General features: G+C 38.0%; 12 protein-coding genes. 2 read left to right on the forward strand and 10 right to left on the reverse strand.

Annotated features, from left to right (window positions below; translation table 11 throughout):
* Positions 1–68: 68 nt before the first annotated feature.
* Positions 69–1,223 (reverse strand): N-acetyl-alpha-D-glucosaminyl L-malate synthase BshA, encoded by a 1,155-nt coding sequence (gene bshA / locus AOB46_RS17080; protein WP_062701598.1) that lies wholly within the window; start codon positions 1,221–1,223, stop codon positions 69–71.
* A gap of 4 nt (positions 1,224–1,227) precedes the next feature.
* Complete coding sequence (locus AOB46_RS17085; protein ID WP_062701600.1) at positions 1,228–2,949, reverse strand: glycoside hydrolase family 3 protein; 1,722 nt, start codon at positions 2,947–2,949, stop codon at positions 1,228–1,230.
* Positions 2,950–3,066: 117 nt separating this feature from the next.
* Here AOB46_RS17085 and AOB46_RS17090 point away from each other — a divergent pair, with 117 nt between their 5' ends.
* Positions 3,067–3,594: a hypothetical protein gene (locus AOB46_RS17090; RefSeq protein ID WP_131724408.1), complete on the forward strand. Its 528-nt coding sequence runs from the start codon at positions 3,067–3,069 to the stop codon at positions 3,592–3,594.
* A gap of 603 nt (positions 3,595–4,197) precedes the next feature.
* Here AOB46_RS17090 and ribA read toward each other — a convergent pair.
* The 8 genes from ribA to AOB46_RS17130 all read right to left on the reverse strand — a co-directional run bounded on the left by ribA (position 4,198) and on the right by AOB46_RS17130 (position 11,236).
* Positions 4,198–4,794, reverse strand: coding sequence for a GTP cyclohydrolase II (gene ribA / locus AOB46_RS17095; RefSeq protein WP_062701604.1), 597 nt, complete (start codon positions 4,792–4,794; stop codon positions 4,198–4,200).
* Between the two features lie 18 nt (positions 4,795–4,812).
* A complete protein-coding gene (locus AOB46_RS17100) occupies positions 4,813–5,265 on the reverse strand; it encodes a hypothetical protein (RefSeq protein ID WP_062701606.1) in 453 nt (150 codons plus the stop codon).
* Entirely contained in the window at positions 5,262–5,876 is a 615-nt protein-coding gene (locus AOB46_RS17105; RefSeq protein ID WP_062701609.1) for a DUF4254 domain-containing protein, read from the reverse strand. Before AOB46_RS17105 ends, AOB46_RS17100 begins: the two co-directional genes overlap by 4 nt.
* 13 nt (positions 5,877–5,889) lie before the next feature.
* Positions 5,890–6,105: a twin-arginine translocase TatA/TatE family subunit gene (locus tag AOB46_RS17110; RefSeq protein ID WP_062701611.1), complete on the reverse strand. Its 216-nt coding sequence runs from the start codon at positions 6,103–6,105 to the stop codon at positions 5,890–5,892.
* A gap of 31 nt (positions 6,106–6,136) precedes the next feature.
* Positions 6,137–7,702, reverse strand: coding sequence for a murein hydrolase activator EnvC family protein (locus tag AOB46_RS17115; RefSeq protein WP_062701612.1), 1,566 nt, complete (start codon positions 7,700–7,702; stop codon positions 6,137–6,139).
* On the reverse strand, positions 7,699–8,544 hold the full coding sequence (locus tag AOB46_RS17120) for a DUF4292 domain-containing protein (protein ID WP_062701614.1): 846 nt from the start codon (positions 8,542–8,544) through the stop codon (positions 7,699–7,701). Before AOB46_RS17120 ends, AOB46_RS17115 begins: the two co-directional genes overlap by 4 nt.
* Positions 8,545–8,648: 104 nt before the next feature.
* A complete protein-coding gene (locus AOB46_RS17125) occupies positions 8,649–9,665 on the reverse strand; it encodes a sugar phosphate nucleotidyltransferase (protein ID WP_062701617.1) in 1,017 nt (338 codons plus the stop codon).
* A 110-nt stretch (positions 9,666–9,775) separates the two neighbouring features.
* Positions 9,776–11,236 (reverse strand): lipopolysaccharide biosynthesis protein, encoded by a 1,461-nt coding sequence (locus tag AOB46_RS17130; protein WP_062701619.1) that lies wholly within the window; start codon positions 11,234–11,236, stop codon positions 9,776–9,778.
* A gap of 209 nt (positions 11,237–11,445) precedes the next feature.
* On the opposite strand from AOB46_RS17130, the gene AOB46_RS17135 reads away from it, so the two are divergent.
* Positions 11,446–12,780 (forward strand): dihydroorotase, encoded by a 1,335-nt coding sequence (locus tag AOB46_RS17135; protein WP_062701621.1) that lies wholly within the window; start codon positions 11,446–11,448, stop codon positions 12,778–12,780.
* Position 12,781 lies beyond the last annotated feature (1 nt).

A 12,781-nucleotide genomic window follows, 5' to 3' on the forward strand; every position in this document is an offset into this window, starting at 1 on the left:
CTGGGATGTAAAAAAATCTCCCGTTTCCACAGGAGATATTCATTATTTTATAATTGTTGGCCGTATGGTCAGTTTATTCCTGCAACGGTTTCCTTTTTAAAATTTTCTATGGTTGTTCTGTACATTTCCTCATAGATCGGAAGAATGTTTTTCAGGTCAAACTTGATGGCCTGATCTTTGGCATTCTGCTTCATCTGTGTTAAAAGTTCATCATTGCTCAGGAGCTTGATTGTATAATTGCTCATTGCTTCCACATTACCAATTTCAGCAAGGAATCCGGTTTCTCCCTGGATGTTCACTTCCGGAATTCCTCCGGCATTGGAACTGATTACAGGGGTATAGGCTGCCATCGCTTCCAGGGCCGCAAGACCGAAGCTTTCCTGCTCGGAAGGAAGAAGAAAGACATCGGAAAGCTGTAAAATTTTATAAAGATCGTTCACTTTGCCTAAAAGACGGATCTTAGAAATCAACTCCGGATTTTCTTCCAGGAACTGATTTACTTTTTCCATATCCGGACCTTCACCAATGATAATCAGCTTTGATTTTACCTTTTTCTCTACGTTTTTGAAGATCTGTAGTACCTCTTCCACACGTTTTACCGGACGTAAATTGGAAACGTGAATCAGGATTTTTTCATCAGGATTGGCAAATTGGGTCCGCTGGCATTCCGAACAGTCATCAAATTCAGAATTATCAATAAAATTGGTAATAACCTGAATCTCTTTTTTAATATTGAAAAACTGCAGGGTGTCTTTTTTCAGACTTTCAGAAACCGAAGTAATGGCATCTGACTGATTAATGGAGAATTCCACTGCATGTTTATAGCTCGGGTGCTGCCCTACCAGTGTAATATCTGTTCCGTGAAGAGTGGTCACCAGAGGAATATCGTTACAGTCTTCCTTCAGCATCTGTTTGGCTGTAAAGGCAGCATATGCATAAGGAATAGCATAATGAGCATGAAGGAGATCCAGTTTATAAAGATTCACAACACGGTAGATCATTGAGCTTAAGGCAATATCATAAGGCTGATACTGGAAAAGCGGATAGGTCTGAACATTTACCCTGTGAAAGAATATATTGGGATTGGTAATGTCTAATCTTGCAGGAAGCGCCGAGCTGATGAAATGTACTTCATAGCCTTTATTAGCAAGAGACATTCCGAGTTCTGTTGCTACAATTCCGCTTCCTCCGTAGGTGGGATAGCAAAGTATGCCTATTTTCATTAGATTATTGTTGTTTTGATGTTGATGAAACGGTTGTGTTCACACTGGCATTAAGATCTATACCCATGCCCGCTTTAAGCTGATCGTTAACGTGAACAGGTAGTCTGCCCCAGATTTTTGTTTTTCCATTCAGCGCATTGGCCGCAGCTGTCATTGAATCGTCATTGTTTTCATAAGATACAAGAACGGTAGATACATTTGAAATATCAATGTCTTTCAGAGCGTAGGCACTTCCGAACACATTTAAAATAACGTTTTGTTTTTTGGTAAGATCAGCAAGTATTTTCTTTGATTCTGCTGAAATCTTATAAGGTTTATAAGCCGTTGAATTATCTTTATGAAAACCAGCGATTACTGTTGAACCAGCAGGAATCGTACTGATTTCACTGGCTTTTTTGATCACAACATCAGACCCAAGCTGATTGGCGAAAGTCTGATACGGGGCTTCTTCCAAAGGAACGTAATATACCTGTTTTCCTGTAACAGGAAGTAATTTTTTGTCGTCTTTTAATAAAGTCAGGGCATTGGCATAAAGATTCTGTACAAGGGTTTTGTGGGAATCATTATTCAGGTCGCTGTTGATATTTTCCGGATTTTTAGGAGTGTATTTATCGAGCCCGAGAAAATATTTCGTCAATAAAATTTTCTTTACACTTTCTTCAACTCTGGATTGCGGAATTTCGCGGTTATCAATAGCTTTTTGTATCAGTTTTTTACCTTCGGAGACTCCCTGCGAGAATAACATGATATCATTTCCTGCTTTAAAAGCTAAGGCATCAAGTTCACCGGGTTTATATTTATTGGCAACAGCGCCCATATTTAGTGCATCGGTAATGATCAGGCCTTTATAGCCTAATTTATCTTTCAGTACTCCGGTAATGATATTTTTAGAAACAGAGGCAGGAATACCTTTTCCGGATTCTAAGCCAGGGACATACAGGTGAGCTACCATCACCCCTCCGATTCCTTTATCCATCAAGGCTTTAAAAGGAGCCAGTTCAACCGTATTGAGTCTTTCTAAATTATGGGAAACCACAGGCAGATCAAGATGAGAATCCGTGCTGGTATCGCCATGCCCCGGAAAATGCTTGATTGCAGCGAGAATGGTGTTATCCTGAAGACCAGTGGAGTAGGATAGGGCAGAGCTGATAACATTATCTACTTCCGATCCAAAGCTTCGGTTCCCGATAATTGGATTATTAGGGTTAGTATTCACATCAACTACCGGCGCAAAATCCCAGTTGATCCCCATTCTGTGGCAGTCTTCTGCAATTTTGGCAGACATCTGGTAAATAAGGCTCTTATCCTGAATAGCCCCAAGAGTCATTGCCCATGGAAATTTATGAGCCGTGGCAATCCTTTGAAATAGTCCCCATTCAGCATCCATTCCGATCATCATTGGAACTTTGGATTTCTGCTGGAATTCATTCACCAGGCTGATTTCTCTGGCAGCGTCGTCCTGCATCAGAATCAGTCCACCAATCTTATCATTAACCACAATGTTTCTTACCTGCTCAATATAGCCCTCGCCTTTATTGGTGTACAACGCTACAATAAACAGCTGTCCGAGCTTTTCATCCTGAGAAAGGGATCTGTACGTCTTGTCTACCCAGGTATGGGCTTTTTTAAGATCGTCCTTGGAAAGGTTTTTAGGCTGATACTGTGCTTTGGCAGCAGGGCTTATGAATCCACAAATAAAAAGGGAAGTATATAGTAATTTCTTCATGATCTTTTCTATTAAGAACAAAAATACAATTAAAAAAATGATGAAAAACAAAGTTTTTGAAATTTTTGGTATATGATTTGAATACGCTATATAAATAATAACTAAACTTTTATGAAAATGAAAAAAATACTTCCATTTTTACTTCTTGCTTTTGTAACGCTATTTGTTTACAGTTGTGATAATAATGATGATGTAGTGGGAGATGGGGATACCTATTCCAGAATGAGAGATATCACAGGATCATTCACGAATGGAAATGGCTATGCATTTACTCAGGGAATCAATATTGAACAGACAGATGTAGTATTAGTATACAGAGCAGCTGGTAATGCATGGCAGCAGATTCCGAAATCTGTTTATCTACCAGGTGCAACCGGTATGCCGGCCAACAGAGTATTTGATTATAATTTCGTTTTTGATTCTCAGAATGTAGAGATCCGAATTGATGATCCAAATTTTGATCTTAATACGCAGATGACTCCGGATGAAAAGACAGATTATCTAAATAATCAGAAATTCAGAATTGTCCTGGTTCCGGCAGCAGCAAGCAAGAATGCAGCATCAGTAGATACAAGCGATTATAATGCTGTAGTAAAATATTATAATCTGGACGAAACTAAGGTTAAAACTACCAAAGTGAATTAATTAAGAATATCTTTTCAGTTTTTTATAATTAAAAAAGCCTCAGGAGAAATCCTGAGGCTTTTGATTTTTTTAGTCAGGAAAGAAAAATATAATCATATACTGTTATTTATCTTTGAAATATCGCTTACCATTTAACCCGGATTGAGAGTATAGTAAACGACGCTATAGTTCTATTTTTGTGAAAAAAAATGGAGTTATTTAAACTTTTTTCAACATACTCCCTAGGAGCAATCCGTTCATAGAATTTAATATATTATTCAAGGGGAGCTCCGTAGGAGCGACCTGATAATTATATTGATTAATAGTCATTCTTGTAGAGCTTTAATACGACTAAAAATCCAGAAATAATTGAATCCCTGACTTAGATTGATTTGAAGCTCATGAAGAGAGGTTCTGAAGGTCATCAATAATAGATGGGCATCTTTTTTAGCTAATTTGATTACAGAGGTTTTCAGTATCTATAACTAAAAGTAACTTCCAGCTTCCCCTCTTCCATCTTCCGGCCTCCTAACCCTAATTCAGAAATATATTATCTTTACTCTTCTTCTAAATGATTGGGCACAAAAAAAGCTCCAGAAACCTGAAGCTTATATTGTTTTTAATTTAGTTATCATTATCATCCAACAGATGTCCGAAGAAATCTTTTTTAGTCTTCAGATAGCCTTTGCTTATCTCATTGGCCGGGATCTGTAAAGGAATCCGTGAATTAAGGTGTATATTGCTTTCTGTTACATATTTCACCTTTTCCGGGTTGTTCGTCAGCAGATTGACATCTTTTACATCTAACAGGTTAAGAATCTCAATGGCTACTCCGAAATTTCGGTCATCAGCAGGAAGTCCCAGTTCCAGATTAGCCTGAACCGTATCCAGACCTTTTTCCTGAAGCGAGTAGGCTTTCAGCTTATTGATGATTCCGATGTTTCTTCCTTCCTGACGAAGGTAAATAATCATACCTCCGTTTTCGTGGATATATTTCATTGCGGCATCCAGCTGTTGCCCGCATTCGCATTTTTTTGAGTGAAAAACCTCTCCGGTAATGCATTCTGAATGAAAACGTACGTTCACCGGTTGGGTAAAATCTGTATTTTCTGCTACGATGGCCATGTGAGGCATCCAGTCATTTTCGTTTTCAGAGAAAGCGATCATTCGGAAAGTACCGTGCTCTGTAGGAACATTGGCTTCCGCCTGAATTTTAATCATTAATACTGCAGTTAATTATTAATTTTTCAAAGAATCTTCAATAACAGAGATGTTGGTTTTCAGACGAACCAGATACCTGTTAAGGACTTCATTGTCATCTTTATCAATATTCTGTCTGAGTTTTTGAATTTTCTTATATGATTTTTCGAAGCTTTTAATCGCTCTGTTTTTCCCGTTTAAATTATTAGCGTCAATAGCATACAGATAATTCTGAAGGCTGTATTTTAAGCTTGTTATCTCTTCATTCAGACCGTCATTTTTAAACTTTGGAAAAGTAGAAATAAGGTTTGAGATTTCAGAAGCATTAACATTTTCTTTGATGTTGATATCAAAAGCCTTTTTTGAGCCTCTGTCTGAGTCAGAGCCTTTAGTTTCGCTATAAAAGTTATTGGACAGCGGAGAAAGATTAAGCTTTTCCGTTGCACAGGAAGTGATGATGATTAGTACTCCAAAAAAAAATAGTTTTTTCATTTCTGTTGCCCCTTTTGATAAAGGATTGGGTTAAGACTTTCATCATTATACATCTTCATTTGTTTGTATACTTTCATCTTAACTTTACCGTTTTCAATATCAGCAAGCAACTGATCTATAGAAGTGGAAAGATCTTCTTTCTGGGTAAGCAGTACATCCAGTTTAGCCTGGCAGTTTGCACGGTGCTCTTCAGAAGCGGAGTCTCTATTAGCTTCTAATGACATGTGATAAACCTTTAATGCAAGAATTGATAGCCTGTCTACTGCCCAAGCGGGAGTTTCTGTATTGATTTTTGCATCAGGTTCAGGAGTTATATTTTCAAACTTTCTAAGGAACCAGCTGTCGATATATTCTACCAGATCTGTTCTTTTCTGGTTAGAAGCATCAATTGTTCTCTTCAGTTGAAGAGCTTCAGCGGGATCGATATTTTCATCTCTAATAATATCTTCTAAATGCCATTGAACGGTATCAATCCAGTTCTTTGCATACAAAATCCGTTCCAAACTGTCTTTTTCAAACGGGTTATTAATTAGAGTGTTAACGTCATCAGACACGTGATAGTCTTCAATAGATTGATTGAAGACTTTCCATGCAGTTTCAGTGAAATTCATTAATTCTGGGCTTTTAGTTGCTGGAAGAATTATTGTTTGGGTTAGAAGATGTCTTGTTTTCCGAACCAGGTTTGTCTTCTTCTTTTACCGCATCTTTAAATTCTTTGATCCCTGAACCTACTCCTCTCATTAATTCCGGAATTTTCTTTCCTCCGAAAAGTAAAACCAGAAGTATGGCTACGATCAGAACGTGCTGCCAAGATAAGGCAAGTATTGTTAGTGTATTCATCTCTTAAAATTTTTGCAAAGTTACGCTTTTTTTAATATGAAATCCAACCTAATGGATCAACTGGTGTACTTCCGTTCCATACCTGGAAATCAAGGGTATAGGCACCATCAAAATCCTGAGCAACACTACCTACTGGTGTACCGGCAGAAACCTGCTGTCCTTTGGACACACTTACGCTTTTCAAGTTGGAATAGATTGTAAAATAGGTTCCGTGTTTTACAATAACGGTTTTGGTTCCGTCACTGTTAGCCATTACCGAAGAAACGGATCCCGGATATACCGACTTTGCACGTGTTCCTGAAGGAACTGAAATTTTCACACCGTTGTTTTCTTCCGTAATATTTTTGAAAACAGGGTGAGGTTGTCTTCCAAATCGGTGGGTAATCTGTCCGGCTCTGTCCGCCGGATATCCTAATCTGCCTTTACTCTCTGCGAAGTTACTTCCGGCAGGAGCTGCAGATACACCATAATTGGTCATCGCTTTCGTTTCTGCGGCTTTTTTCTCTTCTTCTTTTCTCTTGGCAAGGGCTGTTTCAGCGGCTTTAGCAGCGGCTAGCTTTTCGGCTGCTTCTTTGGCTTTGGCATTGGCCTCGTCATAGGCTTTTTTAGCAGCAACCCTCCTGGCTTCATCTCTGGCATTGGCTTCTGCTTTTGCAGCTTCTTCACTGCGTTTTTTCTCTTCTTCAGCTCTTTTAGCAGCCAGATCAGCCGCTTTTTTAGCTTCAGCTTCAGCCAGTTTTCTCTCCCTTTCAAGGGCCTCGGCTTTGGCTTTTGCTTCGGCCTCAATTCTTGCTTTTTCTCTTTCGGCAGCAAGTTTGGCAAGACGTATTTTTTCAGCCTCAGCTTTCTTTCTGGCCTCTTCTTCAGCTTTTGCTATTCTTATTTCTTCAGCAATAATTGCTCTGATCTGTCCTTCAATTACTTTATTCTGAGCCTGCTTTTGTTTAAGCTCAGCCGTAAGTTTTGATTCGTTTTTCTTAAATTCTTCTACCAGCTGCTCTTTCTGGGCTCTTTCTGCATTAATCGTTGTCAGGTCTTTCTGCTGGTTCACAAGAAGATTTTCTTTTTCCTTAACGGAGGTCTGCTTCTGAGCAATGGATTTTTTGATTTGGTTGGCTGCATCTGTAATTTCGGCCGCTTTTTTATCCTGATAATCAGAGTACTGTTTAAGGTACTGTACTCTTCGGATGGCTTCACCCAGGTTTTTAGCGGAAAGAATGAAGGTTACTTTGTTCTGTACTCCTTTGTTTTTATAGGCATTTACAAGAACCTCGGCGTAGTTCTTTCTAAGAACAGCCAATGCTTTGTTTTGACGGTTGATTTCCAGCTGGCGCAGATAAATCTCATCTTCAATAAATCTTTTTTCTTTCTGAGTATTGGAATACACCTTTTCTCTTAAAGATAATTTTTTATTGACGTTGGTAAGATAGGCTACCGAAAGTTTAGATTCGCTTCTTGTTTTCGCTAAATCTGTATTTATTTGTGCAATTTGTTTTTTAAGTTCGGCATTCTGCTTCTGAAGCTGTTCTTTGTTCTGCTGCCCCTGATGCAGTCCGAACATTAAAATACCTATTAAAAAGCTAAATTTTCTAATCATTTAATCTCAATTTTCTTGTAACTGGATGGTACAGAATATGGTGTTTCCATCCTCGAAAAGTCAAATTTCGTGTTTTCCAGTAAAATCTGACTAGATTTTGATCCTTTTATAATTATTTTAACATTTTTCGGAAGACGAATTCCGTTGTATTCATTCCAGTTGCTGTAAGAAATTTCCAGCTCATCAGAAGACAGTACATCTTTTAAATTAACGCTCAGCAAATCATAATTGGTATCATAGAGCAGGACAATTTTATATTCCCTGGTTTTTTCATCCGTAACAATTTTCTGATTAGCATTGGACACCATTTTAAACCCTTGTGAATTTTGGGTTAATGTAAAATTTGAATCATTGATTTTGACAAAAGTTCTTCCCATCAGAATTTTTTCCAGGGATTTATAGTCAATGAAATTTACATTCAGTAAATTATTCAGATAGTCGAAATCAGAATCGATATAAGTTCTGCTGGTCTTATCCTGGCCTTTAATTCCCTCCGGGGTAGCAATTCCGCGGGCTACATTAAATAAAAGAGCCTGAAGATTCATCCATACCTTTTTATTATTTTCAATATAAATGGTAGCATCAAGGGTAGGGATAAAGCTTCCCGTCTGCACGTTTACTTTACTGTTTATTTTAATCTGTTCAAATTTTGGGGGGATAATCACATGCTCAAAAAAAGTGTATTTATCCCTCACAGCCTCTCCGTCTTCTTTGGATCTTCTGCCGTCTTCTGAAACTACAGTGCTGTCCTGCACGTTGCCATTGCTGCTTTTTGTGGCATTTCTTGTTTTGCACGATGATAAGGTAAGAAGTACTAAAAGTATCAGGATACAGTTTTTCATGTGTTTATCTTTCAAATTAAAGAATACTTTGCAATATTAACGCCAAACCACACAAAATCTTTTGTGTGGCCTGATTATCTTGTTGAGGAATAATAAATTTTGCTTTATTTAGATAAAAAATCCAGTACGGAATAATCACCTAAAGAAATCTCTCTTGCAACACCGAAATACTGTGCAGAGTTTCCGATCATGGAATTGGACAGGTTTCCGTGATTGATTCTTGTATTTTCCTGAATCAGGGAGTTCTCAATATTGGAGTTAACAATTATGGTGTTATTTCCTAACGAAACACCGGGACCTACTTTCGAGTTGGAGATCTTTACATTTTCTCCGATAAAGCAAGGCTGGATAATCAAAGAATTTTCAATGACAGCCGACGCAGGATAGTTCAGCATTTCTTCTTTTTCGTATTGAAGAATTTTACTGTTGGTTTCTACAGTTGCGTTTTTATTTCCGCAATCCATCCAGTCGTTTACCTTTCCTAAAGTGAATTTTGCTCCTTTGGCTCTTAGGTTTTCCAAAGCCATGGTTAATTGGTATTCGCCGCCGTTTTTAATATCATTATCAATGATATGGTTGATCTCATCCATTAATTTTTCAGCACTGTTGAAATAATAGATTCCGATAATGGCAAGATCAGAAACAAAAGTCTGAGGCTTCTCTACAAAATCGGTAATAAAACCGTAGTTGTCCAGTTTTACCACCCCAAAAGCAGACGGATCTTCTACACTTTTCACCCAGATCACACCGTCCGAATTTTTATCCAGCTGGAAATCTGCACGGAAAAGGGTATCTGCAAAAGCAATGACCACATCTCCCTGCATAGAGGCTTCTGCACACTTGATGGCATGAGCAGTGCCCAGAGGGTCATTCTGATAGTATATGCTTCCTTTTGCCCCCAGCTTTTCTGCAATCTGAATTAATGATTTTTCAATCTCGGGACCGAAATCTCCGATGATAAATGCTACCTCCTCAATAGGTTCTCCTGCTACTTTGGCAATATCTTCCACCAATCTCTGAACAATTGGTTTTCCGGCAATAGGAATAAGAGGTTTTGGAACGGTAAGGGTATGTGGACGTAATCTGGAACCACGTCCAGCCATAGGAACAATTATTTTCATAAACTATTTAAGAATGTTTTTTATGTTAGTTAGTTTGATTTGTATGGTTAAAGATAGCAATTAAAATATACCACAGGATATGATTTATATCTTTCTCCTGTTTTTGCTATTTATTTAAGTTTTAATTTCTGTAATAAGACTTGAGGAATAATATTTTGTGTTTTAATCAAAATAAGGGCCAGAATAATAAACAGGATGTTGGATAGGATATAATTTTCACCCAAATATTGATAGGTTAGCAACGAGAATAGGATAGTAACCAGTATAACAACCAGGTTTTTGTAAAGATTATAAGGAATAGGATATTTTATCTGCCCCCAGATATAGGAAACAACCATCATTACGAAATAAGAGCTTATTGTAGCCCAGGTAGATGCCCAATACCCATATCGGGGAATGAAATAATAATTAACCCCAATAGTAATCACGGCTCCGATTGCTGAAATGTAGGCTCCGACTACAGTCCTGTCTGAAAGCTTATACCAGATGGAAAGATTAAGGTAAATTCCCAGAAATAAACTTGCGAAAAATAATATCGGAAGTATGGCAATACCTTCATAATATTCAGGGTTTTTCAGGTAAAATTTGGAAATCCAGCCTAAATTGGCGCAAAGAAAAAGAACAATCAGGCAGTTTACTGTAATGAATACATCTAAAAGTTTAGCATAGGTTTTTTTTGCATTCTCATTTTTGGAATGGCTGAAAAAGAAAGGCTCAATTCCGAGCACATAGGCCTGTCTGAAGAGAACAACAAAAGTAACAATCTTCGCAACTGCACCATATACCCCAAGTTCATGTCTGCCGATTTCATCAGGAAGAAGGAATTTAAGAAACTGGCGGTCAAAAGTCTCGTTGATGATCCCTGCTAATCCGGCAATGGTAATCGGCCAGGAGTATTTCATCATTTTTTTCCATAATTCCCAGGAGAAATATCTGATTTTGGCAATAAAGATTTCTTTGAATAAAAGAATGAACGTTAAAGCACTTGCTGCCAGGTTGGCTACAAAAACATAGCCTATTCCAAATTCAGGGCTGTATTTCAATCCTAAAATTCCGTTGGGGAATCTTGGTAATATCTGCAAAAAGAAGATCACCAGCAGGAAATTAACAATCCCGTTCGCAATCTTTACAGAAGCATATTTTATAGGTCTTTCATTTTTTCTTAACAATACAAAAGGCATGGCACAAAAGGCATCCAAAGACAGGACGATGACCAGAATGGTCAGCAGGTTTACCTGTGTTGGGGTTTTAAAGGCAATGGCCAGCTCTTCCCTAAAGCCCAGAGAGAAAATAAGGAAAGCCAACGTAGCTGTTAAAACGCTGAAAAATGTTGTGGAAATGAGCTTTTTATCATCTTTTTCATCTAATGCAAAACGGAAGAACGTAGTTTCCATTCCGTGGGTTAACAGTACAGCAATAACTCCGGCTACTGAATAAAAATCCGCAAATGGAGAATAAGCTTCAGGCCCGAAAGATTTTGTGATATATGGATTGATGATAAAAGGGAATAAACGGATGACCACTGTTGTCAAGCCGTATAACGCAGTCTGTCCAAGAAGTTTCTTATACAAATGTGAAATTTTTATGCAAATGTAAATATTTAGAAATTGATTTTTACCGACCGCCTTTAAATTCATTGATAAATCTTAATTTTGTTTTTTTATAGAAACAGAATAGCAGATGCCGGAATTTATATTTGCTTTTTTAATTATAATTCTGAAGTAATAGCATCAAAACTTTTCAGGCTCTTCAAAATAACATCTAATTTCTAAAAAGTATAATGAAAATCCTTATCAAAAATGTAAAAATCGTTAACGAAGGTAATATCTTCGAAGGCGATGTTTTAATAGAAAACGACCTCATCTCCAAAATAGATTCTCAGATTTCAGAAGATGCAGACCAGATTATTGAGGGCTCAGGAAAATATCTCCTGCCAGGCATTATTGATGATCAGGTACACTTCAGAGAACCGGGACTGACGCATAAGGGAGATATTGAAAGTGAATCCAGAGCAGCGATAGCAGGGGGAGTAACCAGCTTTATCGATCAGCCCAATACAGTACCTAATGCCGTTACGCAGGAATTACTGGCAGATAAATACGAGATTGCGTCTCAGAAAGCATATGCCAACTACGGTTTTATGATGGGAGGAACCAATGATAACCTTGAGGAAGTTTTAAAAACAAACCCGAGAAATGTTCCCGGAATTAAATTGTTTTTGGGCTCTTCTACAGGAAATATGCTGGTTGATAATCCTGAAACTCTTGAAAATATTTTCAGCAGTACAAAGATGCTGATTGCTGTTCACTGTGAGGATGAAGCAACCATCAAGGCCAATACCCAAAAATATATTGATGAATACGGAGAAGACATTCCTGTGAAATTCCATCACCTGATCAGGAGTGAAGAAGCCTGCTATAAATCATCTTCCAAGGCCATTGAACTGGCAGAAAAAACAGGAGCTAGACTTCATGTTTTCCATCTTTCAACAGCAAAAGAAACTGCACTTTTCAGAAATGATATTCCGTTAAAGGATAAAAAAATTACAGCGGAGGTCTGTGTCCATCATTTAACATTTACCAATGAAGATTATGAAACCAAAGGCGGCCTAATCAAATGGAATCCGGCCGTAAAGACCCAACAGGATAAAGACGGTCTTTGGGAAGCCCTTCTGGATGGAAGAATTGATGTAATTGCAACGGACCACGCGCCGCACACTGCTGAGGAAAAACAAAATAAATATTTGAAATGCCCGTCCGGAGCACCTCTGGTACAGCACTCGTTACCTGTAATGCTGGAGAATTACAGGAATGGCAGAATATCTCTCGAAAAAATCGTTGAAAAAATGTGCCATAACCCGGCCATTCTTTTCAGAGTTGAAAAAAGAGGATTTATTAAAGAAGGTTATAAGGCAGATTTGGTTTTGGTAGATTTAAATGCAGACTGGACGGTAGCTAAAGACAATCTTCTTTACAAATGTGGCTGGAGCCCGCTGGAAGGAATGAATTTACATTCTAAAGTGACCCATACCTTTGTAAATGGGCATCTTGTTTACGAAAACGGGAAGATATCGGAAGGAAAATTCGGGGAAAGACTGCTGTTTGAAGTGGAATAAA

The organism is Chryseobacterium indologenes, from assembly GCF_001295265.1.
Lineage (GTDB): Bacteria > Bacteroidota > Bacteroidia > Flavobacteriales > Weeksellaceae > Chryseobacterium > Chryseobacterium indologenes_A.

What these genes read in the sequence shown, in the direction of transcription:
- AOB46_RS17110 (WP_062701611.1), bottom strand. Translation starts at nt 6,105, where the DNA reads ATGAATACACTAACAATACTTGCCTTATCTTGGCAGCACGTTCTGATC.
- AOB46_RS17105 (WP_062701609.1), bottom strand. Translation starts at nt 5,876, where the DNA reads ATGAATTTCACTGAAACTGCATGGAAAGTCTTCAATCAATCTATTGAA.
- AOB46_RS17120 (WP_062701614.1), bottom strand. Translation starts at nt 8,544, where the DNA reads ATGAAAAACTGTATCCTGATACTTTTAGTACTTCTTACCTTATCATCG.
- bshA (WP_062701598.1), bottom strand. Translation starts at nt 1,223, where the DNA reads ATGAAAATAGGCATACTTTGCTATCCCACCTACGGAGGAAGCGGAATT.
- AOB46_RS17115 (WP_062701612.1), bottom strand. Translation starts at nt 7,702, where the DNA reads ATGATTAGAAAATTTAGCTTTTTAATAGGTATTTTAATGTTCGGACTG.
- AOB46_RS17090 (WP_131724408.1), top strand. Translation starts at nt 3,067, where the DNA reads ATGAAAAAAATACTTCCATTTTTACTTCTTGCTTTTGTAACGCTATTT.
- AOB46_RS17100 (WP_062701606.1), bottom strand. Translation starts at nt 5,265, where the DNA reads ATGAAAAAACTATTTTTTTTTGGAGTACTAATCATCATCACTTCCTGT.
- AOB46_RS17085 (WP_062701600.1), bottom strand. Translation starts at nt 2,949, where the DNA reads ATGAAGAAATTACTATATACTTCCCTTTTTATTTGTGGATTCATAAGC.
- ribA (WP_062701604.1), bottom strand. Translation starts at nt 4,794, where the DNA reads ATGATTAAAATTCAGGCGGAAGCCAATGTTCCTACAGAGCACGGTACT.
- AOB46_RS17125 (WP_062701617.1), bottom strand. Translation starts at nt 9,665, where the DNA reads ATGAAAATAATTGTTCCTATGGCTGGACGTGGTTCCAGATTACGTCCA.
- AOB46_RS17135 (WP_062701621.1), top strand. Translation starts at nt 11,446, where the DNA reads ATGAAAATCCTTATCAAAAATGTAAAAATCGTTAACGAAGGTAATATC.